Source organism: Rathayibacter sp. Leaf299, assembly GCF_001423055.1.
Taxonomy (GTDB): Bacteria; Actinomycetota; Actinomycetes; order Actinomycetales; family Microbacteriaceae; genus Rathayibacter; species Rathayibacter caricis.
Genome location: NZ_LMNT01000008.1, coordinates 98195 through 121081, shown reverse-complemented (window position 1 = coordinate 121081; position 22887 = coordinate 98195). Strand labels below are relative to the sequence as shown.

Genomic DNA, 22887 nt, shown 5'->3' with positions numbered 1-22887 from the left:
GTCAGGTCGAGGTTAAGGGCGGGCGGGTCGATTGCCGGTGATTGCCGACCCGATTCGCAGGTGTGTCGCGCCCTCCGCGATCGCCTCGGCGAAGTCGTGCGACATGCCGGCCGAGACCGCGGAGGCCGACGGAACGATGGCGCGCACGCGCTCCGAGAGCACGCGGAGTCGCGCGAACGCGGGTCGGGGGTCCTCGCCGAGCGGAGCGACCGCCATGACGCCCCGGAAGCGCAGGTGTGCGGCGCTCGCGAGGGCCTCGGCGAGGTGCTCGACGTCGTCGGGTGCCGCGCCTCCGCGGTCCGGATCGTCGGTGAGGTTGATCTGCAGGAAGACGTCGAGAGCGTCCTCGCCCGCGTCCAGGAGCGGAACCAGGGCGAGGCGGTCGACGGAGTGGACCGCCGACGCGTACCGACGCGCCTGCCGGGCCTTCTTGCTCTGCAGCTGCCCGATGAAATGCCAGCGCGCGGGGGTGCCGGCGAGCTCGGCCGCCTTCTCCTGCGCCTCCTGGTGCCGGTTCTCGCCGAAGTCGACGACGCCCAGCTCGAGCAGATCGCGGATCAGCGCGACGGGATGGAACTTGGTCACGACGATGGTGGTGATGGCACCGGGATCGCGACCGGCCGAGCGGGCCGCATCGGCGACCCGCTCGGAGACCGAGGACCAGCGCGCGGCCAGCTCGGGATCGGTCACGGCCGACTACTTGAGGAAGTCGGGGATGTCGAGGTCGCTGTCGTCGTCGTCGAACGACGGGTCGGCGACCGGCGCCGGAGCCGCGACGGGCGCGCTCGACCAGATCGATCCGGCGGCGGGGGCGGCCGCGGCCACGGGGACCGGCTCGGACGACTCCGACGCCGCGCTCTGCTGCGTGCGGGGCTGAGCGAGGGCCGCGGGAGCCTGCCCGCCCGGCTCTCCGCCGTCGAAGCCGGCCGCGATGACCGTGACGCGCACCTCGTCGCCGAGGGTGTCGTCGATGACGGCACCGAAGATGATGTTCGCCTCGGCGTGCACCGCCTCCTGGACCAGTCGGGCGGCGTCGTTGATCTCGAAGATGCCGAGGTTCGATCCGCCCTGGATCGAGAGCAGCACGCCGTGCGCGCCGTCGATGCTCGCCTCGAGCAGCGGGGACGCGACCGCGAGTTCGGCGGCCTTGATCGCGCGGTCCGCCCCGCGCGAGGATCCGATGCCCATGAGCGCGGATCCGGCGCCCTGCATGACCGACTTGACGTCGGCGAAGTCGAGGTTGATCAGGCCCGGAGTGGTGATGAGGTCGGTGATGCCCTGCACACCGGCGAGGAGGACCTGGTCGGCGGTGGCGAACGCCTCGAGCATCGAGATGCCGCGGTCGCTGATCTCGAGCAGGCGGTCGTTCGGGACGACGATGAGGGTGTCGACCTCGTTCTTGAGCGTCGCGACACCCGCCTCGGCCTGGGTCTGGCGACGACGTCCCTCGAACCCGAAGGGCTTGGTCACGACGCCGATCGTCAGGGCGCCGATCGACTTGGCGATGCGCGCGACGACGGGTGCGCCGCCGGTGCCGGTGCCGCCGCCCTCTCCGGCGGTCACGAAGACCATGTCGGCGCCCGCGAGCACCTCCTCGATCTCCTCGGCGTGGTCCTCGGCGGCGCGGCGGCCGACCTCGGGGTCGGCGCCCGCGCCGAGTCCACGGGTGAGCTCGCGTCCGACGTCGAGCTTGACGTCGGCGTCGCTGAGGAGGAGCGCCTGTGCATCGGTGTTGATGGCGATGAACTCGACGCCGCGAAGGCCGAGCTCGATCATGCGGTTGACGGCGTTGACGCCGCCGCCGCCGATGCCGACGACCTTGATCACGGCGAGGTAGTTCTGGTGTGAAGTCACGTGTCCGGCCTCCGGGCTGAACCTTAAACCTGTAGTTGAGGCTTAAAGTTATGCTGAGTATGCATTTGGGGTGTGGGATCGACGGTAGGCGGAGTCCGCTCCCGCTCGCGACAGACACGCCCGCATTCGGCAAAGAGCCGAGCGGATCCGTCCGAGCCGGGGCTCAGCGTCGGCCGACGACGGCAGCGGCGGGCGAGGACACGTCGTACGACGACACCTCCGCCGGGTCCGTGGCCGCCATGAGCTTCTCGAGGACGATCGCCTTCTGCGCCGAGCGGTCGGGCCCGCCCCACATCACGACCGCTCCGTCGCTCAGGGTGAGCGTGACGTCGTCGCCCGTGGTGGCGGTCACCGCGGCGACCCGCCCGTCGAGGGACGCCGGGAGCGTGAGCAGCACCCGGGCCAGCGAGTGGAACGCCGTCCCCGTCGCTCCGCCCGACGGCGTGGTGAGGGTCGGGTAACCGGCCGGGGCCGTGTCGGAGGTCTCGATGACGACCCCCGCCGAATCGACCAGGTCGAAGCGGTCCCCGTTCTGCAGGACGCCGACCGGAGTCCGCTCGACGACGGACACGACCAGTGTGCTCGGCGGGCGGGTCTGGAGGGAGTAGCTCTGGATGAGCGGGTAGCCGCCGATCACGTCGCCGACGGCGTCGCGGTCGACGAGGGTCAGTGGGACCCCGATCTGATCCGACAGCGAGTCCTCGAGCGCGACCGCGTCGATGCGCGCGGTGCCGGTGATCTCGATGGTCCTGACCGCCATCAGCGGGGAGTACGCCGCGACCGCGACGACGATCGCGAGGAGCACCAGGGATCCGGCGACGACCAGCGCGGTCAGGCGGCGGCGGCGGGCGCGCCGGGTGAAGCGGCGCACCTCGCCGCGCTCGAACCGGCGCCGGGTGCGTGCGGCTCGCGCGACGGCGCGCTGCTCGGCGCCGGGCATCCGGAGCCCGGCGACGGCCGAGCGCGCGGAGGCCGCAGCCCGGGAGGCGGTGCGCCGCGCAGAGGCGGGAGCGGAGGACGCGCCGGAACCGGATGACGCTCGTTCCGTCGGTCGTTCCTCAGCCGGCGTCGACGAGGCGGAACGAGTAGCCGGGACGATGCGGATCGGCTCGGTCGGCTCTCCGCTGGACTCCGGCATGGACTCCCGCTCGCGCGGCTCCGGGTGCACGGGCGGCGCCGGGCGGCGCCCCTCGGGCCGCTTCACGCCCGTCGCCCCGGTCGATCCGCTCGGGTCATCGACCGACCGCGGCGTCCTCGCTCGCTCCGAGCGACTCGAGCAGCTGCGGGATGATCCGGTAGACGTCGCCGCAGCCCAGCGTGATGACGAAGTCGCCCTCGCGCGCGAGGCGTGCGGTCTGCTCCGCGGCCTCCTGCCAGTCGGCGAGGAAGGACACGTGCGACGGGTCGGCGAACTTGCCGCTGACGAGCGCGCCGGTGACGCCGGGCTCCGGGTCCTCGCGAGCGCCGTAGACGTCCAGCACGATCGTCTCGTCGGCGTAGCGCTCGAGCGTCTCGGCGAACTCCTTCGCGAAGAGTCGGGTCCGGCTGTACAGGTGCGGCTGGTGCACCGCGATGATGCGCCCCTCCCCCACGACGGTCCGCGCGGCCGACAGTGCGGCCGCGACCTCGGTGGGGTGGTGGGCGTAGTCGTCGTAGACGCTGACGCCGCGGACCGCACCGTGCAGCTCGAACCGGCGCTCGGTCCCTCCGAAGGCCGACACCGCCTCGAGCGAGGCGGCGGGATCGAAGCCGAGGCCCACCAGCACGGCGAACGCGCCGGCCGCGTTGACGGCGTTGTGACGGCCCGGGATGCGCAGGCGGGCGGAGTAGCGGCGGCCCTCGAACTCGACGGTGAAGCCCACCGGGCCCACCAGCTCCAGGTCGACGACCCGCACATCGGCGCCCTCCGCCTCGCCGAAGGTGAGGACCCTCTTGCCCTCGAGCTTCTCGGAGACCTTCACCGCGCCGGGGTCGTCGGAGGAGATGACGACGAGTTCGCCCGCGTTCGACGCGAAGGTGACGAACGCGTCCTCGAACGCCTGCAGCGAGCCGTAGTGGTCGAGGTGGTCGGGATCGACGTTGGTGATCAGCGTCACCGCGGTGTCGTAGAGCAGGAAGCTGCCGTCCGACTCGTCCGCCTCGACGACGAAGAGGTCGCTCGACCCGGCCGCCGAGGAGGTGCCCAGGCTCTCGATGATGCCGCCGTTCACGAAGCTCGGATCGGCGTCGAGACCCAGCAGACCGGTCACGATCATGCCGGTCGAAGTGGTCTTGCCGTGCGCGCCGGCCACCGCGACGAGGCGGTGCCCGCGGACGAGCCAGGCGAGCGCCTGCGAGCGGTGCAGGACGGGCAGGCCCCGCTCCTTCGCGAGCACGTACTCCGGGTTGTCCGGCCAGAGGGCGGAGGTGACGACGACGGCCTCCGCGTCGCCCAGGTTCTGCGCGTCGTGACCGATGGCGACCGGGATGCCGAGCTCGCGGAGCTGCTCGATCGGGTGCGACTCGCGCACGTCCGATCCGGTGACCCGGTGCCCGGCGTGGTGGAAGAGGCGCGCGATACCGCTCATGCCCGATCCGCCGATGCCGATGAAGTGCACCGATCCGAGTTCGTCGGGGACGGTGATGCCGAGGTCGGGCTTGATCACGGAGGTCTCGCTTTCGGGTCTTCGGCGGCCGGGAGTCGCTGCGGCGAGGGGGCCGGGGCGTGGCGCCGGATCAGTGTAGACGGTGCTGCGGAAGCGTTCGGGGAGCCGCGCGGAGGGGTGTCATCGGCGTGCCGCGAGGGCCGAGTCGACGAGGTCGACGAGCCGCTCCGAACCGTCGCGGACGCCGACCGTGGCGGCACGGCGGCCCATGGTCTCGAGCCGGGCGGGGTCCTGCAGCAGCGGGACGAGCCCGCCCTGCACCCAGCCGGGGAGGAAGGCGGCGTCCTCGACCAGGAGCGCTCCCCCGGCCTCGACGACGCCCCGGGCGTTGAAGCGCTGCTCGCCGTTGCCGACGGGGTAGGGGACGTAGACCGCGGGCAGGCCGAGCGCGCTCAGCTCGCTGACGGTCGCCGCTCCTGCTCGAGAGACGGCCACGTCGGCGGCCGAGAGGGCGAGGTCCATCCGGTCGCAGTACGGGAGGAGGTGGTAGCCGGGGAGACCCGGATCGGAGATCTCGGCGCGGTCGCCGGTGATGTGCAGGATCTGGACGCCGGTGGCGAGGATCACCGCCGCCGACGCGTGCACCGTGGCGTTGATCCGCCGGGCGCCGAGCGAGCCGCCCGTCACGAGCAGAGTGGGGCGCGCGGCGTCCAGCCCGAACGCCGCGATCGCCTCGTCGCGCCGGGCGGAGCGGTCGAGGTCCGCGATCTCGCGGCGCAGCGGCATGCCGACCACGGTCGCGTGCGGCAGCGGAGTGCCCTCGAACGCGACACCGACGAAGCGGGTGCCGCGGGCGCCGAGCCGGTTCGCGAGGCCCGGGCGGGCGTTCGCCTCGTGCACGACGTACGGCACGCGGGCGCGGCGGGCGGCGAGGTAGGCGGGAGCCGCCGCGTAGCCGCCGTAGCCGACCACGACGTCGATCCGTCGGTCGCGGATCGTGCGCACGACGCCGTCGATCGCGGCCTTGAGCGCGCCGGGGAAGCGCAGGACCGCGGCGTCCGGCCGCCGCGGGAAGGGCAGCCGGGGGATCACCGACAGCTCGTAGCCGCGGAGCGGGACGAGGCGGGCCTCGAGTCCCTCCGCGGTGCCGAGCACCAGGACCTCGGCGTCCGCGTCGCGCGCGCGGATCTCGTCGGCGGTCGCGAGCAGCGGATTCACGTGGCCGGCGGTGCCTCCGCCGGCGAGCAGGTAGCGGGTCACTTCGCAGCGGCCTTCCGCGAGCGGCGGGGCGCACCGAGGTGCGGCAGTCCGGTCGTCTGGTTGCGGGAGAACGAGAGCACGACCCCGATGGCGAGCAGTGAGCTGAGCAGGGCGGTTCCTCCGGAGGAGATGAGCGGGAGCGGGACACCCAGAACCGGGAGGACCCCGAGCACCACTCCGATGTTCACGAACGCCTGGCCGATCAACCAGACCATGACGGCCGCCGTGGTCACGCGCACGAAGGGGTCGGTGGCGGCGTGGATGATGCGGAAGAAGGCGACGGACAGCACCACGAACAGCGCCAGCACGACGATCGCGCCGATCAGGCCGAGCTCCTCGCCGATGATCGCGAAGATGTAGTCGTTGTCGGCAGCCGGCAGCCACGACCACTTGGCCTTCGAGTTCCCGAGCCCGACGCCGAAGACGCCGCCGGAGGCCATCGCCCAGGTGCCGTGCAGGGGCTGCCAGCAGGACGTCTCGTACTGCCCGGGCCCCGAGCAGTCGCCGAGGAAGGAGAAGATGCGGGTGCGGCGGTTCTCGGTCGAGATCGCGAAGAGGACGGCTCCGGCCGCGCCGATGAGCACGATCGGCGTGAGCACCCGCATCGGCATCCCGGCGTAGAACAGCGCGGCGAGCACGATGCCCGCCATGATCACGACGGTTCCGAGGTCCCCTCCCGCGAGCACCAGCATGATCGCGGATCCGGCGACGAGCAGGACCGGGACGAGCGCGCTCTTCCACTCCGTCACCGCTCGGAAGCGCCGAGCGAGCAGCAGACCGAGCCAGAGGGCGAGGCCGAGCTTGAGGATCTCGGAGGGCTGCAGCGTGAAGGCGCCCAGCTTCAGCCAGTTCTTGTTGCCGCCTGTACCCACTCCGAGCGGGGAGACTAGGACGAGCAGCTGCAGGACGCAGCCCGCGCCGAGCAGCCACGGCGTCGACCGCTTGAGCAGGGTGAGCGGGACGCGCGAGACGAGGAGCATCAACGGGATCCCGGCCAGCGCGAACACGCCCTGGCGGAGGAACCCTCCGAACGAGTCGGCGCTCGACCGGAACGAGGTCACCGAGGAGGAGGAGAGGACCATGGTCAGCCCGAACAGCACCAGGAACAGCGTGGTGCCGAACAGGAGGTAGAAGTTCGGCGACTCCGAGGCGAAGACCTTCGCGAGGACGACGCGCGCGGTGCGCACCCCTCCACGCTCCTTCGCGGACCGGCCGCTCTCGGGCTTCGCGCCCTGCGGACCCCTGCCGGCGTCAGTGCGGGAGCGGCCCGTCGTCGGAGCGGTCATCGGCCCCTCCTCCCAGATACGTCTCGACGGCCGCAGCGAACGAGCGGCCCCGCGCCGCGTAGTCGCGGAACTGGTCCATGGATGCTGCGGCGGGTGCGAGCAGGACGACGTCGCCCTCCAGGGCGAGCACCGCGGCGGCCTCGACGGCCGTCTGCATCACCGCCCCAGTGTCATCCGGGACCACCTCGGTGACGGGGAGTTCGGGCGCGTGTCGCCGGAATGCCTCGAGGACCGCGACGCGGTCGACTCCGATCACCACGGCGCCCCGGAGTCGATCGACATGGGCGGCGACGAGGGCGTCGACGTCGACGCCCTTGAGCAGGCCGCCGACCAGCCAGACGACCGACGGGTAGGCGCGGAGCGACGCGTCGGCGGCGTGCGGGTTGGTGGCCTTCGAGTCGTCGATCCACGTCACTCCGGAGCGCTCGGCGACGACCTGGATGCGGTGCGCGTCGAGCTCGAAGACCGCCAGGGCGCGGCGGATCGCCCCCGGCTCGATGCCGCAGGCCCGCGACAGGGCGGCGGCGGCGAGGACGTTCTGCACGATGTGCGGGGCGGCGAGGTGGCGGGCGGCCAGTTCGTCGACCGTCGCGATCTCGATCGCGCTGCTGTGCCGGTCCTCCAGGAACGCGCGGTCGCAGAGGATCCCGTCGACGATGCCGAAGTCGCTCGGCCCGGGCACGCCGAGTCCGAAGCCGATCGCCCGAGCGCCCTCGATCACCTCGGCGTCGAGCACCATCTGCTCGGTGGCGGAGTCGGCGCGGTTGTACACGCAGGCCACCCGCGTGTTCGCGTAGACCTTGGCCTTCGCGTCGCGGTACGCCTCGAACGAGCCGTGCCAGTCGAGGTGGTCCTCGGCGATGTTGAGGCAGGTGGACGCGATCGGCTCGATCGCGCCGAGGTAGTGCAGCTGGTAGCTCGAGAGCTCGACGACGAGCACGTCGAAGCCCTGCGGATCGCGCACCGCGTCGAGGACCGGGACGCCGATGTTCCCGCAGGGCGCGGCTCGCAGCCCTCCGGCGACGAGCATCGTCGCGGTCAGCTGGACCGTGGTGGTCTTGCCGTTCGTACCGGTGACGAGCACCCAGTCGGCCGGGGTGCCGTCGGCGCGCACGACCTTGTCGCGCACGCGCCAGGCGAGCTCGACGTCGCCCCACACCGCGGTGCCTCTCGAGGCGGTCCACTCGAGGATCGGATGCGTCGGCCGGAAGCCGGGCGAGACGATCACGAGCTCCGGGTCGAACGCGACGAGCTCGTCTGGCACGGTGTCGAGGCTCTCGGCGCGGTGGAGGCGGGCGCCGATCACCTCGAGCAGTCGCTCGCGCTCCTCGTCCGCGCGGTCGGCGAGGACCAGGACCTCCGCCCCGAGCTCGGTCAGGGTGTCGGCGACGGAGAAGCCCGTGACTCCGAGCCCCAGGACCGCGACGCGGAGCCCGCGCCAGTCGGAGTGCCAGCTGCGGAGGGAGTCGAGACGGTCGGCGCGTGCGGAGTCGGTCATGCCAGGGAGAGCCATTCGAGGTAGAAGAGCCCGACACCGGCGGCCACGAGGATGCCGGCGATGATCCAGAAGCGGACCACGACGGTGATCTCGGCCCACCCCTTGAGCTCGAAGTGGTGGTGGAGCGGGCTCATCAGGAAGATGCGCTTGCCCCGGGTCAGCTTGAAGTAGATCCGCTGCACGATCACCGATCCGGTGACGATGACGAAGAGCCCGCCGATGAGGATGACGAGCAGCTCGGTGCGGGTCAGGATCGCCAGCGCGGCGAGGGCGCCGCCGAGGCCCAGCGAGCCGGTGTCACCCATGAAGATCTGCGCCGGCGAGGTGTTCCACCAGAGGAACCCGACGAGCGCCCCCGAGATGGCCGCGGCGATGATCGCGAGGTCGAACGGATCGCTCACCGTGTAGCACTTGTCGGCGACCTCGGGATTGAGCTGCGCGTCGAAGCACCACTGGTTGGACTGCCAGAAGCCGATGATGACGTAGGAGCCGATGGCGAGGATCGAGGATCCCGTCGCAAGTCCGTCGAGACCGTCGGCGACGTTCACGCCGTTCGACGTGCTCGTGACGATGACGCAGATCCACAGCACGAACAGACCGATGCCGATCCAGCCGAGCGAGGCGAAGTCGAACGGCAGGTCCCGGATGAACGAGATCGACGTCGACGCGGGAGTCAGCCCGTTCTGGTCGCGCACCATGATCGCGATCACCGCGAAGCCCGCGGCGACGATCACCTGGCCCGCGATCTTCGCCCAGCCGCCGAGACCCAGGCTCCGCTGGTTGCGGGTCTTGAGGAAGTCGTCGAGGAAGCCGACGAGGCCGAGGCCGACCATCATGAACAGCACGAGCAGCGCCGAGGGCGCCACGGCGCGGTTCCCGAACAGCATGCCGAGGAAGTACCCCGCCACGGTCGCGATGATGATGACGATCCCGCCCATCGTGGCGGTGCCGTGCTTCACGTGGTGCGACTTCGGTCCGTCCTCGCGGATGAACTGGCCCCACTGCAGCCGGTGGAAGAGCCGGATGAACAGCGGCGTCAGGAGGAGGGTGAACGCGCCGGAGAAGGCGCCGGCCAGAAGGAGTGCTCTCATCGGTGTCGCTCTCCCAGTCGGTCGCCGAGGAATCGCAGCCCGGCCGAGTTCGAGGACTTCACCAGGACGGTGTCGCCGCTCTGCAGGTAGTCCTCGAGGTACGCGTACGCGTCGTCGGCCGTGTCGACGAAGACGGACTCGCCGCTCCACGACCCCTCGCGCTCGGCCGCGATGTGGATGCGCCGCGCTCCGGCGCCCACGACCACGATCTGCGAGAGGTTCAGGCGGACGGCGTGCAGACCGATGCGGTCGTGCTCCTCGTCGGCCCACTCCCCCAGCTCGCTCATCTCGCCGAGGACCGCGACCGTGCGGCCTCCGGGCTTCGCGATCTGCGCCAGCGTGCGCAGCGCTGCCGCGGTGGAGTCCGGGCTCGCGTTGTAGGCGTCGTTGACGACCACGACGTCCGACCCGCCGAGCACCTGCATCCGCCAGCGCTCGGCGAGCGTAACGGTCGAGAGCGCCTCGACGATCGCCGGCAGCGGGACGCCGACCGAGAGCGCGGCGGCCGTCGCGGCGAGGGCGTTCATGACGTGGTGCTCGCCCAGCACGCGCAGCAGCAGCTCGACGCGGCCGGCCTCGCGGCCCTCGCCCTCGCGCACGACGATCGTGAACCGGGTGCCCTCCGCGGAGGGCTCGACGTCGACGGCGCGAACGTCGGCCCGCTCGCCGCGGCCGAACCAGAGCACGCGGGCGGCCGTGCGATCGGCCATCGTGGCCACACGCCCGTCGTCGGAGTTGAGGACCGCGACGTCGTCGGCGGTGAGATCGGCGACCATCTCGGTCTTCGCCTCGAGGGTGCGCTCGATGCCGCCGAACTCGCCGGCGTGCGCGAGGCCCACCGCGAGGACGACCCCGACGTCCGGCTTCGCCATGCGGACCAGGCGCCGGATCTCGCCGACGGCGCTGGCGCCCATCTCGGCGACCAGGAACCGCGTCGACTCCGACACCTGCAGCATCGTGATCGGCGCACCGACCTCGTTGTTGAACGAGCCGCGCGGGGCGACGGTCTCGCCGACGCGGTGGAGGATCGTGCGGAGGAGGTTCTTCGTCGTCGTCTTGCCGTTGGACCCGGTCACGCCGACGACGGTCAGCCCGCCGAGCGCACGGACGCGCCGGACGACCTCCGTCGCGAGGGCGCCGAGCGCCTGCACGGAGTCGTCGACGAGCACCTGCGGCACGTCGAGATCGAGCGGGCGCTCCACGATCAGGAGAGCGGCGCCGTTCTGCACGGCGGCCGGCGCGAAGAGGTGCCCGTCGGTGTGCTCCCCGCGCTTGGCGACGAAGATCCCGCCGGGGCGGATCTCGCGGGAGTCGGTCTCGGTGGCGCCGTCGACGAGCGTCGACGCCGTCGAGGAGGGGCCGGCGAGGTGCAGGCGTCCGGAGACGGCCTCGGCGACCTCGGTGAGGGTCATGGCGATCATCTAGAGCCAGCCCGCCTCACGCAGAGCCAGACGGACGTCGTCCCTGGCCGAATACGGCATGTGCACTCCTGCAACCTCCTGGTAGTCCTCGTGGCCGGGTCCGGCGTAGAGGATCGAATCCCCCTCGCGCGCGAGCGCGACGGCGGCGCGCACGGCGGCGCGCGGGTCGGGGATCTCGTGGATCTCCCGGTCGGGTGACGCCTCCCTCGCCGCACGGAGGAGGACGTCGCGGATCGCGGCGGGGTCCTCCCAGCGGGGGTGGAAGTCGGTGACGACGACGACGTCCGACAGCCTGGCGGCGATCGCGCCCATGTCGGCGCGCTTGGTCGGATCGCGGTCGCCGTCGGCCCCGAACACCATGATCAGGCGACCGGGCGTCAGTGCCCGCAACGCCTCGAGAGCGTTCTGGAACGCATCGGGAGTGTGGCCGTAGTCGACGTAGACGCGCGGACCGCGCTCGCCCGAGACCCGCTCGGCGCGACCCGGGATGTAGACGTCGAGGACGCCCTCCTCGAGGGCGTGGGCGATGGCTCCGAGGTCGAAGCCGGACTCGACCAGCATCACGATCGCGAGGGCGGCGTTGGCAGCCATGTACCAGCCGATGAGCGGCACGGTCACCTCGACCGAGCGGTGCTCGGGCCCGTCGAGCCGGAAGGTCGTCTGCTCGGTCGTCCCCGCGACGACGGTCATCGTCCAGTCCGCGGGGACGTCGGGGGCGACTCCGACCGCCGGGGAGCTCGCGAGGGTCGCGACGGGGATGCGCGAGCGCTCGGCCAGCTCCCGGCCCCAGGTGCTGTCGACGGTCACCACGCCGCGACGTGCACGGTCGGGTTGGAAGAGATCCGCCTTGGCCTCGAAGTAGTGGGCCATGTCGGAGTAGTCGTCGAGGTGGTCGTGGCTCAGGTTCGTGAAGCCGACGACGTCGAAGACGACGCCGTCGATGCGGTGCCGGGTCAGCGCCTGAGCGGACACCTCGATCGACACGGCGCGGACGGCCGACTCGCGCATCCGAGCCAGGAGCGCGTGCAGCTCACTGGCCTCGGGGGTGGTCAGGGAGCTCGGCACGGCGACGTCGCCGATGCGGCGCTCGGCCGTCGAGCTGAGACCGGACACGACTCCGAGACGGCGCAGGAGGGCGTCGAGCAGGTAGACGACGCTCGTCTTGCCGTTCGTGCCGGTGACGCCGAACAGGGTGGGCACGTCCTCGCGGGTGCGGTGGATCCAGGAGGCGACGTCGCCGAGGGCGGCGCGCGGATCGGGGGTGACGAGGACGGGCAGTCCGCTCGCCGCGGCGAGGGCCGCGCCCTCCTGGTCGGTCAGCACGGCCACGGCGCCCGAGGCGGCGGCGTCGGAGGCGAACGCGGCGCCGTGCACACTCCGGCCGGCGACGCCGACGTAGAGGTCGCCGGACTCGACCTGACGCGAGTCGAGCGTCACTCCGCTCACCTCGACGCCCTCCGTGCCCGGAACGGCGCGGAGCGAGAACTCGGACACCAGCTGCGAGAGCGACCTCGGGACCGGATGCTCGGGTCGGAGGGAGGACTGCGGGCGAGTGACGTGCAATGCCCGCTCTTTCTCTCGTGGTGGTGCGATCACCACGTCGTGGGGTAGCTCACGGCGGGGACCGTCGACGGCTCCACCCGGTTGGTCTTCAGCACCTGGGTCATGACCTGCTGGAAGACCGGGGCGGTCGCCTGGGACGTGTTCATCTTAACCGGATCGGCGATGGTGACCGTCACGACGTACTTCGGGTCCTCTGCGGGAGCGAGCCCCGCGAGGGAGACCGTGTAGCTCGAGGAGTAGCCGCCATCGCCGTCCGGCTGCTGAGCCGTTCCGGTCTTCGTCGCGATGTTGTAGCCGTCGACGTGGATGTAGTCGGCGAGCCAGCCGTCGGTGTAGTGGGTCTGCAGCATGTCGACGACGTCGTGCGCGGCTCCGGCCGAGACGACCTGCGTGCCCGTCGCGTCCGGGACGTCGACGACGGTCCCGTCGGCCGTGGTGCAGCCGGCCACCAGCTGCGCCGGGAGGCGCACTCCGTCGTTCCCGAGGGTCTGGTAGATGCCCGCGACCTGGATCGCCGTGGCGGAGACGCCCTGGCCGAACATGGTCGTGTAGTTGGTCTGGCCGTCCCAGTCCTGGTAGTCGCTGAGCAGGCCGCCGGACTCGCCGGGGAACCCGACCGCGGTCGGAGCGTCGAGCCCGAACTTCAGCATGTAGTCGTAGCGCTGCTGAGCCGACAGCTTCGAGCCGATCGTCGCGATGCCCACGTTCGACGAGTCCTTGAGGATCCCGGTCAGCGTGTAGTTCGTCGGCGTGTGCGCGAAGTCGTCGCTGAACGAGACGCCGTTCTTCTCGAAGGTGTCGGGCGTCACCACGTGGGTCGTCGGCGTCGCGAGCCCCTGGTCGATCAGCATCGCGGCCGTCATGGGCTTGAACGTCGATCCGGGCTCGAACGGGCTCTGGAACGCGCGGGATCCGCGATCGGCCGCGGCGCTGGCCGTGACGTCGTTGGGGTCGACGGTCGGGGTCTCGGCGACGGTGAGCAGCTTGCCGGTCTCGACCTCCTGCACGACGACGATCCCGTAGCTGCCGCCGACCTCGGCGACCCGCTGCGACAGCACCTGCTGCGCGTAGTACTGCAGATCGGAGTCGATGGTCAGCTGCACCTGCCCGCCGTCGACGGCGGGCGTCTCGGCGACGGTGCTGCCCGGGATCCGGACGTAGTCGGCGCTGCGCTCGAAGCTCTCGGAGCCGTTCTTGCCCGCGAGGCAGGAGTTCTCGGTGTACTCCACGCCCTCCTGAGCCGCGCCGTCGGCGCCGACGTAGCCGATCAGGTTGCCGGCCACCGCGCCGTTGGGGTAGGTCCGCCCCTGCTGCGTCTCGAAGTAGAGCCACGGGATGTCGAGCGCGACCAGCTTCTGGTAGGCCTCGAGGTCCAGGCCCTCGGCCAGCACGAGGTAGTTGGCCTTCGCGTTCTCGGCCAGCTCGGCGTCGACGAGGCCCGTCACCTGCTCCACGCTCTGGCCGGTGATCGCACCGATCTCGGCGGCGGCCTGCTCGATGCTGACCACGACCTCCCGACCGTCCGGCATCTCGCGGGGGAACTCAGCGACGTTGCGCGGCGACGTGGTCAGCCGGTAGCGGGTCGTCGTGTCCGCGAGGACCGCGCCCGCACGATCGACGATCGCGCCGCGGGTGCCGTAGGTGACGCTCCTGCTCGACTGGCTCTCGGCGGCCGCGTCGGTCAGCTCGTTCGCGCGGACGATCTGGATGTCGACGAGCTTGCCGATGAACAGGCCCACGACCGCGGCGATCACGAGGAACGTGACGGCGGTGCGGCGTCGGCTGGAGCGGTTCTGTCTCACTGCGGCGGTGTCCTTCTGCGTCCGGGCGGGGTGGAGCCGTTCGTCGTGTGCTGGTCGGAGCGGCCGGGAGGCCTGGCCGGTCAGTGCGTGATCGGGGCGGGCAGCTCGCCCTGCAACGGTACGGCCGAGGCCGCTCCGGCGGCGGACGACGCGCTCGCGGCGGCGGGAGCGGCCTCCGCGCCGGCGGGGAGGATCAGGGCGTTCGGCACGAGCGCAGCGGCGCCCGCGGTGCCGACCTCGCTGGCGGAGGCGGAGGCGGGGTCGCCCAGCACGGCGCCGTCCGACAGGCGGAGGTAGACGGGAGCGGTGTTCGCGACCATGCCGAGACCCTGCGCGGCGGTCGCGAGGTTCTGCGGCGAGCTCAGCGTGTCGACCGCGTCCTGCTTCTCGGCGTTGCTGCGGGTGAGCGTCTTCTGCTCGGTCTGCAGCGCCGCGATCTGGTACGCGCCCTGCGACAGGCCCACGCTGACGAGGAGCTGCACCACGATGATCGCGAACAGGCCCGCCACGGCGACGATCCCGTAGACGAGCTTGGGGCGCGGTGCGCTCGCTGCGGCCGGGACCGCCTCGATGCGGGGCCTCTCGGACGGTTCACCCGGACGGGCCGGGCGGGTGTGCTCGATGACGGCGGGGTCGATGACGGCGGTGGCGCTCACGCGGTCCTCCTGATCCTCTCGGCCGCGCGCAGACGCACGGGTGTTGCTCGGGGGTTTCGGGCCTTCTCCTCGTCGGACGCCAGTTCGGCGCCGCGGAGGACGAGTCGGAACTCGGGTCGGTGCTCGGGCAGCTCCATCGGCAGCCCCGCGGGGGCCGTCGAGGACGAAGCGGCCTGGAGTGCGCGCTTGACGATGCGGTCCTCGAGCGACTGGTAGGCCTCCACGACGATCCGGCCGCCGACGGCGACGCGGTCGAGTGCGGCGGGGATCGCGCGCTCGAGGACCGACAGCTCCTGGTTGACCTCGATGCGCAGCGCCTGGAAGACGCGCTTGGCGGGGTGGCCGTTGCGCTGGATCGCTACCGGCGTCGCGGCCTGGATGATCTCGACCAGTCGGCCGGAGCGCACGATCGGCGCCTCCCGACGCGCCTCCACGATGCGCTTGGCGTACCGCTGGGCGAGGCGCTCCTCGCCGTACTCGTGGAAGATGCGGCGGAGCGCGCCCTCGTCGTACTCGGCCAGGATCGTCTCGGCCGTGAGCGGCGCCGTGGCGTCCATCCGCATGTCCAGCGGCGCGTCCTTGGAGTAGGAGAAGCCCCGCTCCGTCTCGTCGAGCTGCAGCGAGGAGACGCCGAGGTCGAAGAGCGCCCCGTCGATCTCGTCGATCCCCAGCTCGTCGAGCACGTCGGGCAGCTCGTCGTAGACGGCGTGCACGAGGTCGATCCGCGAGGAGTGCGCGGAGAGCCGCTCCCCCGCCAGCGCCAGCGCCTCGGGGTCGCGGTCGAGACCGACGAGGTGGAGGCCGGGGAAGCGCTCGAGCAGCGCGAGCGAGTGGCCGCCCATGCCCAGGGTCGCATCCACCAGCACGGCGCCGTCGCGCTCGATCGCCGGAGCGAGGAGCTCGACGCAGCGCTCGAGGAGCACGGGCAGGTGGCGCTCCTCGGTCGGGCGCACCTGCTTCTTCTCGGTGTCGTCTGCCATGGCGGTCCCGCCGTCCTGTTCCTGCTGCCCGATCCCCATCCATCTCACGACCGGACACCGGGGAAGGTGCGTCCGGGCGCCGAGTGGCTGGGAGTCGCGCGGCAGGAGCTAGAACAGTCCGGGGATCACCTCCTCCTGGGTGTCGGAGAAGACGGACTCCTGCTCGGTCAGGTACGCGTCCCAGGCGTCCTGCGCCCAGATCTCGGCACGGTTGCCCGCGCCGATGACGGTGAGGTCGCGGTCCAGGCCCGCGTAGGCGCGCAGCGGCGCCGGCAGCGTGACGCGGTTCTGCTTGTCGGGCGTCTCGGCGCTCGCGCCCGAGAGGAACACGCGGAGGAAATCGCGGGCCTGCTTGCTGGTGACCGGCGCCTGGCGGATCTTCTCGTGCATCGTCTCGAACTCGCTCTGGCTGAAGACGTAGAGGCACCGCTCCTGACCGCGCGTGACGACGACTCCGGAGGAGAGCTCGTCGCGGAACTTGGCGGGGAGGATCACGCGGCCCTTCTCGTCGAGCTTGGGGGAATAGGTGCCGAGGAACACGGACGTCCCCCCACTTCTTCCGGCCCGGATGGTGTGTCCTCCACAGTACTCCACTTCCCCCCACCCACAACCCCGCGGCGCGCGGCGACGCACCGGTTTCTCCCCGGTCATCCGCGGGATCGCGCGGCGGAGCACGGGTGGAGCGGAGTGGAGGGACTCAGCGCTCAGAGGGAGGGTCCGGGCATGAAAAAAGGGCCGATCCGTGAGGATCGACCCTGTGGGTGGTGCGGAGTGGGTGTCAGCCGCGACCGTCGCCGCGGTTGTCCCATCGATCGTTCAGACGATCCATGAAGGTGGAGTTCGGACGCGCTCCGGTGGACCGGGGCTTCGCGGGACGGGCCGCGCCGGGCAGTCCGGGCTCCTCGACTCCCCCGGCGGCCGGGCGCATGGCCACGACGACTCCGGCGAGCATGACGGCGAAGCCGCCGACGCCGACGAGCGGGACCTGGACGATGACGCCGGTCACGAGGATCGCGAGACCGAGGAGCGAGAGGAGGATGCCGAGCACGAGGGCCCGGTAGTTGGTGCCGCCGCGCCCCTTGCTGACCGCCGCCACGAAATCGGCGTCGTTCTGATAGAGGTTGCGCTCCATCTCGTCGAGGAGCCGTTGCTCGTGCTCGGAAAGCGGCATCTTGACCCCTTCGAGGGTGCGGCGCCGATCCTCTCGGGAGCGACACCAGGTTGGCGACACGGTGTGGTCGACGGGGCGGGTGGCGCTTCAGTGTAGACCGAGCCCGGCACAGGCGCTAGGCGGCGTCGATGCATAGGCTGGTCGGGTGAACAACAGCACTCGTCTGGTCGATCGCGTCCAGCTCCGAATCGATGGATTCCTCGCCGGGCGCACGCCAATTCTGCGCTCGATCGGAGAGGACGTGTCCGCCCTCGGCGACCTTTCGCGGGACTTTCTCAGCGGCGGGAAGCGGTTCCGCGCGCGCTTCTGCGAGGCCGGCTGGACGGCCGTCTCGGCGGTCCCCAGCGAGGCCCATCCGAGCGGTTCCGACCCCGTCGCGAGCGTGGGCGCCGGGCTCGAGCTGTTCCACGCCGCGGCCCTGGTCCACGACGACGTGATCGACAACTCCGACACCCGCCGGGGCGCCCCCTCGGCGCACCGCCGCTTCACCGGGATGCACTCGGCCGGCGGCTGGGCCGGCTCGGGCGACGAGTTCGGCCGCTCCTCCGCGATCCTGCTCGGAGACCTGCTCCTGGTGTGGTCGGACGAGATCTTCGCCGACGCGGAATGGGCCCTGGAGGACCGCACCAGCGCCGGGCGCGCGAGGACCGAGTTCAATCTGATGCGCACCGAGGTCACGCTGGGCCAGTACCTCGACATCCTCGAGGAGAGCGCGTGGGCCGGTCACGACGAGCACGAGCACCTCGCCCGGGCTGAGCGCGTCGTCGTCTACAAGAGCGCGAAGTACAGCATCGAGGCGCCGCTCGCGATCGGCGGCTCCCTCGGTGGAGGCGACGACGCCCAGATCGACGCCCTCCGGCGTTTCGGTCTCCCGCTGGGCATCGCGTTCCAGCTGCGCGACGACGTCCTCGGCGTCTTCGGGGACCCGGCCCTCACCGGCAAGCCCGCGGGCGACGACCTGCGCGAGGGGAAGCGGACGATGCTGCTCGGCCTCGCCCGCGCGGGCTCCTCCGCCTCGGCGCGCGACGCTCTCGACGCCGTCGTGGGTCGCAGTGACGCCGGCGTCGAGGACATCGCCCGCGCGCAGACGATCGTCGCCGAGAGCGGAGCCCTGGACCGGCTCGAGGAGCGGATCGGCCGCGACGTCGAAACGGCGCTGGCGGTGCTGCCCGGATCGCCGCTGCGCGAGGAGGGACTCGACGAGCTGCGGGACCTCGCGGCCCGGGTCAGCGTCCGGACCGCCTGAGCCGGGAGGCGCTCACGGCGCCGCCGAGCGGATCAGGCCAGGGCCTGGGCCACGCGGCGCACCTCGGCCTTGCGGCCGGCCTGCAGGGCGAGGACCGGGCTCGTGCCCAGGCTCTCCTCGTCGGCGAGCAGCCACTCGACGGCCTCGTCGTCGGAGAACCCGGAGTCGGACAGCAGGATCGCGGTCCCGCGGATCTCGGACATCGGCTCCCCGTCGCGGAGGAACAGGGACGGCACGACGAGCTTGCCGTCGCGGCGCGTGGCGAGCAGGTGGCGCTCCTCGAGCATCCGGCGGATGCGGCTGACGCCGAGGCCGGTGCGCTCGACGAGGTCGGGAACGGTCAGCCACTCGATCTCGGAGGCGGTCGAGGACGGGGCGGGGGCGGACGAGTCGGTCACCCCTCAAGAGTGCCACGCCCCGCGCCTCCGAGCACGCCCGTCCGGGTCGCGCGGGGCGCCGCTCCCGCGTTGCACACGGGTTCGCCGAACGGTCTTGCCTAGACTCGTCGCGTGACCACCAGCCAGCTCGACCCCCTCCTCGGCCGTCTCGTCGACGGCCGCTACGAGGTGCGCTCGAGGATCGCCCGCGGAGGCATGGCCACGGTCTACCTCGCGACCGATCAGCGCCTCGAGCGTCGCGTGGCGATCAAGGTGATGCACGGCCACCTCTCCGACGACGCGACCTTCAAGAACCGCTTCGTGCAGGAGGCCCGCTCGGCCGCTCGACTGGCGCACCCCAACGTCGTGAGCGTCTTCGACCAGGGGCAGGACTCGGACATGGCGTACCTCGTCATGGAGTACCTGCCGGGAATCACCCTGCGGGATCTGCTCAAGGAGCGGGGGCGCCTCACCGCCCAGCAGGTCGTCGACATCATGCACTCGGTGCTGTCGGGCCTCGCCGCGGCGCACCGTGCGGGCATCCTGCACCGCGACCTCAAGCCCGAGAACGTGCTGCTGGCCGACGACGGCCGGATCAAGATCGGCGACTTCGGGCTCGCCAGGGCCGCGTCGGCGAACACCGCGTCGGGGCAGGCGCTGCTCGGCACGATCGCCTACCTCTCCCCCGAGCTCGTCACCCGCGGCACCGCCGACACCCGCAGCGACATCTACGCCATCGGCATCATGATCTACGAGATGCTCACCGGCGAGCAGCCCTTCACCGGCGAGCAGCCGATGCAGATCGCCTACCAGCACGCCAACGACTCGGTGCCCTACCCGAGTGCGAAGGTCGCCTCCGTCCCGACGTCGCTCGACGAGCTCGTGCTCTGGGCGACGGAGCGCGATCCGGACATGCGTCCGCGCGACGCCGGGGTGATGCTCGCGCAGCTGCTCGAGGCCGAGCGGCTGATGGGCATCACGCCCACGGACCGCCGGGTCGCCGACACCCAGGCCGTCACCCCTCTGCCCGAGTCGGCCCCGCCGCCCGCGACGACCGCGCTCTTCGATGCGGCGACTCCGGGCCAGACGACGGTCCTCGACGGACCCGGGAGCGAGGCCGAGGTCGTCGAGGACGACGACGAGACCGCCGTCGCCCGGCTCGCCGCGAAGCGGAAGGTCCGGCGCCGACGAGGCGTGCTCCTGGTCGTCGCCGTGATCCTCCTCGCCCTCCTCGGCGGCGGCACCGCCTACTGGTTCGGCGAGGGCCCCGGCGCGCTGCGCACCATCCCGAGCGTGGTCGGCCTCCCGCAGGACGACGCCGTCGAACTGCTCGAGTCCAGCGGACTGCGGGCGGAGCAGGAGCAGGCGCCCGACCTGACCGTTCCTCCGGGCACGGTGATGAGCTCGAACCCGGCGCCGGACCAGGCGATCCACAAGGACTCCGTCGTGACGCTCGTCGTCTCCAGCGGCCCCCGGCAGCTCGAGGTCCCGGCTCTCACCGGTCTCACGGAGGAGGAGGCGACCGCGGCGATCACCGCAGCCCCGTTCGCCGTGGGCGACACGACCCGCGTGTTCGACGGGGACGTCGACGAGGGACGGGTCATCTCGGCCGCCCTCCCCGACGGCTCGCCGCTCCCTCCCGTCCTCGCCGAGCAGTCGACGATCGCCCTGACCGTCAGCCTCGGGTCGATCCCGAACGTCGTCGGGATGACCGTCGAGGAGGCGACCGCGGCGGCGAAGGACGCCGGCCTCGCCCTCGACCGCAACGGCGAGGACTGGAGCGACACCGTGCCCCCCGGCGTCGTCCTCATCCAGGCGAACCCGGAGGCTCCGGCCACCACCGGCGGCACGATCTCGGTCGTCGTCTCCAAGGGCCCGGAGCCGGTCGCCGTACCGAACGTCGTCGGTCTGACCCGCGACGAGGCCAAGGCGGCCCTCGACGCCGTCGACCTGACGTGGAGCTACTCCCTCTCGACCCTCGGCGCGCTCATCGACGCCGCCCCGAACGAGATCACGAGGGTCACCGCGCAGTCGGACCCCGCCGGCGAGGCCGTGCAGCGCGGCACCTCCATCCAGCTGTCGATCACCATCACGACGTGATCACTGTGCGATGGGGTCCTCGCCCCCATCGCCGCGGTCGGCTTCACGACGGGTCGCGAACCGGAGAGCGGGTCGCGTGCGGCTAGCGCGGATCGCTCGCACGCGATCCACCCGTTCGCCTCGAGGAGGGGGACGATTCGGATGCCTGAGAGTCCATCGGACTCGGACCCCCGGTGATCGAGTAGCCGTCGGAGAGGGCGCATCGAGATCCACGACCTTCAGAAGCGCGGGTCTCGATACGCCCCTGCGCGGCTACTCGACCAGCAAGCTTCCGGTGATCGAGTAGCCGTCGGAGAGGGCGCATCGAGATCCACGACCTCCAACAGTGTGGGTCTCGATTCGCCGCTGCGCGGCAGACGCTCGTTGATCGAGTAGCCCTCACAGAGGGCGTATCGAGATCCACGACCTTCAACAGTGTGGGTTTCGATACGCCGCTGCGCGGCTACTCGACCAGCGGGCTTCTGGTGATCGAGTAGCGCGCGCGGCGGGCGCATCGAGATCCACGGCCTCCAGGAGGAGGACCGCCTCGCCGAGGTGGCGCTCAGACGGCGGAGCCGCGGAGTTCCTCCGCCACGAGGAAGGCGAGCTCGAGGGACTGCATGTGGTTGAGGCGGGGATCGCAGACCGACTCGTAGCGGGTCGCGAGGGTGGCCTCGTCGATCTGCTCCGAGCCGCCGAGGCACTCGGTGACGTCGTCGCCGGTGAGCTCCACATGGATGCCGCCCGGGTGGGTGCCCGCGGCGCGGTGCGCCCCGAAGAAGCCCTTGACCTCGTCGACCACGTCGTCGAAGCGACGGGTCTTGTAGCCGGTGGGCGTCGTCAGACCGTTGCCGTGCATCGGGTCGGTGACCCAGAGCGGCAGGGCGTCGCTCGACTTGACCGCCTCCAGCAGCGGGGGCAGGGCGTCGCGGATCTTGCCCGCTCCCATCCGCGTGATGAAGGTGAGGCGACCGGGCTCGCGATCCGGGTCGAGCTTGTCGATCAGCTCGAGCATCGTCTCGGGGCTCGTCGAGGGGCCGAGCTTCACGCCGATCGGATTGCGCACGCGCGACAGGAAGTCGACGTGGGCGCCGTCGAGCTCGCGGGTGCGCTCGCCGATCCAGATGAAGTGGCTGGACGTGTTGTACGGGGTGCCGGTACGCGAGTCGATCCGCGTCATCGGGCGCTCGTAGTCCATCAGCAGGCCCTCGTGGCCCGTGTAGAACTCGGTGCGCTTCATGCCCTCGAAGTCGGCTCCGCACGCGACCATGAACTTCACGGCACGGTCGATCTCGCGGGCGAGCTGCTCGTAGCGCTGGTTCTGCGGGTTCTCGGTGAAGCCCTTGTTCCAGTAGTGCACGAGCCGCAGATCGGCGAAGCCGCCCTGCGTGAAGGCCCGGATCAGGTTCAGGGTCGACGCGGCCGTGTGGTACCCCTGCACGATCCTGCGCGGGTCGGCGGTGCGCGACTCCGGAGTGAAGTCGTAGCCGTTCACGATGTCGCCGCGGTAGGCGGGCAGCGTGACGTCGCCGCGGGTCTCGAGATCGCTCGAGCGGGGCTTCGCGAACTGCCCGGCCATGCGGCCCATCTTGATGACCGGCATGCTCGCACCGTAGGTCAGGACGACGGCCATCTGCAGCACGGTCTTGACGCGGTTGCGGATCTGGTCGGCCGTGGCACCGGCGAAGGTCTCGGCGCAGTCGCCGCCCTGGAGCAGGAACGCCTCGCCGCGCGCCGCGGCGCCGAGGCGCTCGCGGAGCTGGTCGACCTCGCCCGCGAAGACGAGCGGAGGCAGCGCGGCGATCTCGGCGGACGCGGCGCGGACCGCCTCGGCGTCGGGCCACTGCGGCTGCTGCTTGATCTCGAGCTCGCGCCAATAGTCCAGGCCGGCGACCACGGAGGGGGCGGCGAGGACGTACGGTTCGTTCGGATCGATGACCACGGGGGTTCCTGGTTCTGACGGGCGCCGGGAGGCGCGCGAGCGGGTACCGCCCGGTCGGACGGCAGCGGTTGACGAG

Annotated in this window: 19 protein-coding genes; 2 read left to right on the top strand and 17 right to left on the bottom strand. The window is 71.5% G+C overall.

The window, feature by feature from the left end:
• Positions 1–12: 12 nt before the first annotated feature.
• The 15 genes from ASF48_RS18770 to ASF48_RS18700 form a co-directional block, all read right to left on the bottom strand.
• Entirely contained in the window at positions 13–690 is a 678-nt protein-coding gene (locus tag ASF48_RS18770) for a YggS family pyridoxal phosphate-dependent enzyme (protein WP_055794978.1), read from the bottom strand.
• Positions 691–696: 6 nt separating this feature from the next.
• Complete coding sequence (ftsZ, locus tag ASF48_RS18765) at positions 697–1854, bottom strand: cell division protein FtsZ (RefSeq protein ID WP_055794975.1); 1158 nt, start codon at positions 1852–1854, stop codon at positions 697–699.
• A 163-nt stretch (positions 1855–2017) separates the two neighbouring features.
• The gene (locus tag ASF48_RS18760) at positions 2018–2794 is read right to left on the bottom strand and encodes a cell division protein FtsQ/DivIB (protein WP_146168473.1); all 777 of its coding nucleotides are present in this window, start codon (positions 2792–2794) and stop codon (positions 2018–2020) included.
• 292 nt (positions 2795–3086) lie between these two features.
• Positions 3087–4499, bottom strand: coding sequence for a UDP-N-acetylmuramate--L-alanine ligase (murC, locus tag ASF48_RS18755; protein WP_055794971.1), 1413 nt, complete (start codon positions 4497–4499; stop codon positions 3087–3089).
• A 120-nt stretch (positions 4500–4619) separates the two neighbouring features.
• Positions 4620–5699 (bottom strand): UDP-N-acetylglucosamine--N-acetylmuramyl-(pentapeptide) pyrophosphoryl-undecaprenol N-acetylglucosamine transferase, encoded by a 1080-nt coding sequence (locus ASF48_RS18750; RefSeq protein WP_055794968.1) that lies wholly within the window; start codon positions 5697–5699, stop codon positions 4620–4622.
• Positions 5696–6985: a putative lipid II flippase FtsW gene (gene ftsW, locus ASF48_RS18745; protein WP_055794965.1), complete on the bottom strand. Its 1290-nt coding sequence runs from the start codon at positions 6983–6985 to the stop codon at positions 5696–5698. The genes ASF48_RS18750 and ftsW overlap by 4 nt, the downstream gene beginning before the upstream one ends.
• Positions 6951–8483: a UDP-N-acetylmuramoyl-L-alanine--D-glutamate ligase gene (gene murD / locus ASF48_RS18740; protein WP_055794962.1), complete on the bottom strand. Its 1533-nt coding sequence runs from the start codon at positions 8481–8483 to the stop codon at positions 6951–6953. Before murD ends, ftsW begins: the two co-directional genes overlap by 35 nt.
• Positions 8480–9574 carry a phospho-N-acetylmuramoyl-pentapeptide-transferase gene (mraY, locus tag ASF48_RS18735; protein WP_055794958.1) on the bottom strand — a complete coding sequence of 365 codons (1095 nt, stop codon included), beginning with the start codon at positions 9572–9574 and terminating at the stop codon, positions 8480–8482. The genes murD and mraY overlap by 4 nt, the downstream gene beginning before the upstream one ends.
• Complete coding sequence (locus ASF48_RS18730) at positions 9571–10995, bottom strand: UDP-N-acetylmuramoyl-tripeptide--D-alanyl-D-alanine ligase (RefSeq protein ID WP_055794955.1); 1425 nt, start codon at positions 10993–10995, stop codon at positions 9571–9573. The genes mraY and ASF48_RS18730 overlap by 4 nt, the downstream gene beginning before the upstream one ends.
• The gene (locus ASF48_RS18725; RefSeq protein ID WP_055794952.1) at positions 10996–12558 is read right to left on the bottom strand and encodes a Mur ligase family protein; all 1563 of its coding nucleotides are present in this window, start codon (positions 12556–12558) and stop codon (positions 10996–10998) included. It abuts the gene before it with no gap.
• Between the two features lie 29 nt (positions 12559–12587).
• A complete protein-coding gene (locus ASF48_RS18720) occupies positions 12588–14360 on the bottom strand; it encodes a peptidoglycan D,D-transpeptidase FtsI family protein (protein ID WP_230670391.1) in 1773 nt (590 codons plus the stop codon).
• A gap of 80 nt (positions 14361–14440) precedes the next feature.
• Positions 14441–15016 (bottom strand): hypothetical protein, encoded by a 576-nt coding sequence (locus tag ASF48_RS18715; RefSeq protein ID WP_055794949.1) that lies wholly within the window; start codon positions 15014–15016, stop codon positions 14441–14443.
• Positions 15013–15996 (bottom strand): 16S rRNA (cytosine(1402)-N(4))-methyltransferase RsmH, encoded by a 984-nt coding sequence (gene rsmH / locus ASF48_RS18710; RefSeq protein WP_055794946.1) that lies wholly within the window; start codon positions 15994–15996, stop codon positions 15013–15015. The genes ASF48_RS18715 and rsmH overlap by 4 nt, the downstream gene beginning before the upstream one ends.
• A gap of 108 nt (positions 15997–16104) precedes the next feature.
• The gene (mraZ, locus tag ASF48_RS18705; protein WP_055794943.1) at positions 16105–16536 is read right to left on the bottom strand and encodes a division/cell wall cluster transcriptional repressor MraZ; all 432 of its coding nucleotides are present in this window, start codon (positions 16534–16536) and stop codon (positions 16105–16107) included.
• A 238-nt stretch (positions 16537–16774) separates the two neighbouring features.
• Positions 16775–17167: a DUF3040 domain-containing protein gene (locus ASF48_RS18700; RefSeq protein ID WP_055794940.1), complete on the bottom strand. Its 393-nt coding sequence runs from the start codon at positions 17165–17167 to the stop codon at positions 16775–16777.
• 145 nt (positions 17168–17312) lie between these two features.
• Between ASF48_RS18700 and ASF48_RS18695 the strand changes: the two genes are divergently transcribed.
• Complete coding sequence (locus ASF48_RS18695; RefSeq protein WP_055794937.1) at positions 17313–18413, top strand: polyprenyl synthetase family protein; 1101 nt, start codon at positions 17313–17315, stop codon at positions 18411–18413.
• 32 nt (positions 18414–18445) lie between these two features.
• Here the strand turns inward: ASF48_RS18695 and ASF48_RS18690 are convergent, their stop codons facing one another.
• Complete coding sequence (locus ASF48_RS18690; protein WP_235577286.1) at positions 18446–18811, bottom strand: Rv2175c family DNA-binding protein; 366 nt, start codon at positions 18809–18811, stop codon at positions 18446–18448.
• Positions 18812–18922: 111 nt separating this feature from the next.
• Here ASF48_RS18690 and pknB point away from each other — a divergent pair, with 111 nt between their 5' ends.
• The gene (gene pknB, locus ASF48_RS18685; protein WP_055794933.1) at positions 18923–20890 is read left to right on the top strand and encodes a Stk1 family PASTA domain-containing Ser/Thr kinase; all 1968 of its coding nucleotides are present in this window, start codon (positions 18923–18925) and stop codon (positions 20888–20890) included.
• Positions 20891–21431: 541 nt separating this feature from the next.
• Here pknB and ASF48_RS18680 read toward each other — a convergent pair.
• Positions 21432–22766 (bottom strand): class II 3-deoxy-7-phosphoheptulonate synthase, encoded by a 1335-nt coding sequence (locus tag ASF48_RS18680; RefSeq protein ID WP_055795032.1) that lies wholly within the window; start codon positions 22764–22766, stop codon positions 21432–21434.
• Positions 22767–22887 lie beyond the last annotated feature (121 nt).

Coding starts and splice junctions, on each gene's coding strand:
- ASF48_RS18760 (WP_146168473.1), bottom strand. CDS start 2,794: ATGCCCGGCGCCGAGCAGCGCGCCGTCGCGCGAGCCGCACGCACCCGG.
- ftsW (WP_055794965.1), bottom strand. CDS start 6,985: ATGACCGCTCCGACGACGGGCCGCTCCCGCACTGACGCCGGCAGGGGT.
- murD (WP_055794962.1), bottom strand. CDS start 8,483: ATGACCGACTCCGCACGCGCCGACCGTCTCGACTCCCTCCGCAGCTGG.
- mraY (WP_055794958.1), bottom strand. CDS start 9,574: ATGAGAGCACTCCTTCTGGCCGGCGCCTTCTCCGGCGCGTTCACCCTC.
- ASF48_RS18730 (WP_055794955.1), bottom strand. CDS start 10,995: ATGATCGCCATGACCCTCACCGAGGTCGCCGAGGCCGTCTCCGGACGC.
- rsmH (WP_055794946.1), bottom strand. CDS start 15,996: ATGGCAGACGACACCGAGAAGAAGCAGGTGCGCCCGACCGAGGAGCGC.
- ASF48_RS18700 (WP_055794940.1), bottom strand. CDS start 17,167: ATGCCGCTTTCCGAGCACGAGCAACGGCTCCTCGACGAGATGGAGCGC.